Here is a 1,807-nt window from a genome sequence, read left to right on the forward strand (position 1 = left end):
ACAAACAGAATGCTATCGCTGCATAGTTGAACAGTGATGTTCAGCAGTGTTCAGCGTAAATGTATCAGGGACTTCCCTTAGGGCCAATCCTGAACGCAAACCACCTGCTGGGTTTGGGCAGATCGCTCGGCTGCCTCGGCCACCGCCAGGGCGTGGAGCATGTTTTCAGTATGGATATAGAGGGGTCTGCCGTGGCGCAGGTGATCCAGCACCATGCGGGTGTCTTGCTCGAACAGGCCGTGGCGGGATCCCGTCTCTAGAGGGTGGGCGCTGCCGGGCCGCAGCAACGTTGCCTCTTCGCCGTTGATCAATAGGCCCCCCCGTTGACCGTGGAACTCCAGTAGCCGCTGCGAGCACCACAGGGAATCCCCCTTGCCATAGGTCAACACCGCCAGCAACCCACTGGCAAAACTCAGCTGGGCTGTGCAGTAGCAACTGCTGTAGCGGTGGGGCAGGTCCGGCCCGTCGTAGCGCAGTTGGCAGCTCACCCGTTCCACCTTGCCCAACAAGTCCACCAAGCGGTGGATGCGAGAAACGGCCCCCATGAGGGGGAAGCCAAACAACTCAGGCCGATAGGTCCAGCGATCGGGAGCGGGGTGGGTGGCGGTGAGGGTAATGTAGCGGACGGCAAAGAGCTTGCCCAGCCCTTCCAGCTCTCGTTTCAGCAACCGGTGAACGCCGCTAATTAGCTCGATGTGTTCGACGTGCAGCAGCACTTGCCGCTCGGCTGCCAATTGCACCAAGGAACGCGCTTCGGCAGCGCTGAGGGCGAGGGGATATTCCACGACGGTGTGGATCCCTGCCTCCAGAGCAGCACGGGCAATGGCGGCATGATCCCGATTGATGGTGCTGACAAAAACCAGATCCAGCCGCTGCTCGCCCAACAGAGAAGACCAGTCCGAATAGGCGACGGCCCCCAACTCGGCGGCAAAAGCATCGCTCCGGTCGGGAGCTCGACCGGCAACAGCGACAATCTGCACTTGCCCATCTTTGCGCAAGGCCTCGGCCCGTGAGCGAGCTGCGTAGCCGGTGCCGATGATCCCCACCCGCAAGGTTTGTTCCCTCCCCTAGCCTGCCTCTGTCTGTAGCATCACACAGGAGGGATCCCTTCCACCAGCTGGCAATCGGGATCTCGCTCTCCCCAGGTCTACTGCTGCACCCTTTGCACCATTCATTTCCGATTGCAGCAACCTGTGTGATTGTGTTGGCTCTCCTCTCCCGGGGGGCAAGGGCAGTCAATTGCAGCCCACCACCGGGAAAAAGAAAGGAATCTGTCTCAAACCAACCCAAAGCGGCTCCTCTGCAGAAGGAAAATCACTCGTGCCCGCCCCACAGAGCCGTTCGCCGATGGAGGGTCAGCGTGGGCATTGGGAAGAAGCCGCTGTCTCAACCTGCTGTACCCGCGACGCAATGGCAAAATGCCGCTCCAACAGATCCGGGATCCCTTGGGGGGAAACGCCGCTATAACGGGCTTTGTCGGGCATAAACACCACATGGGGGCCCCGTTTACAATCTTTCATGCAGCCCACCCCCTGCACGCAAATCGAACCGGAGTAGGCGGCCAAATGGGAGTTCAAGGCTTGCATCACCGCTCCGGCCCCCCGCCGATAACAGTCGGATTTCTGGCAGACCAGCACCTTACCTTTGACCTTTGGGACAACCGGCTCCGTCTCACCCCCGGAAGCTGGAGCTGTCGTCAAAGACATACCCTCCGCCTTCTCTCCGAGGGGAACCACCCGGTAAAGCACCCATTTTTCTCGCCCTTTGTGCAGATCCACTTCTCGCTCCCCCGAGATCTGCACCGCAT

Annotated in this window: 2 protein-coding genes; both read right to left on the bottom strand. The window is 60.2% G+C overall.

Annotated elements, in window-relative coordinates:
* Nucleotides 1-77: 77 nt before the first annotated feature.
* Nucleotides 78-1,046, bottom strand: coding sequence for a Gfo/Idh/MocA family protein (locus NW840_RS13795; protein ID WP_414328990.1), 969 nt, complete (start codon nt 1,044-1,046; stop codon nt 78-80).
* Nucleotides 1,047-1,355: 309 nt separating this feature from the next.
* Nucleotides 1,356-1,807, bottom strand: a 452-nt coding sequence (locus NW840_RS13800) for a (2Fe-2S) ferredoxin domain-containing protein (RefSeq protein WP_414344889.1), incomplete at its 5' end; no start/stop codon positions are given.

This window comes from Synechococcus sp. R5-13 (genome assembly GCF_047462015.1).
GTDB lineage: Bacteria > Cyanobacteriota > Cyanobacteriia > Thermostichales > Thermostichaceae > Thermostichus.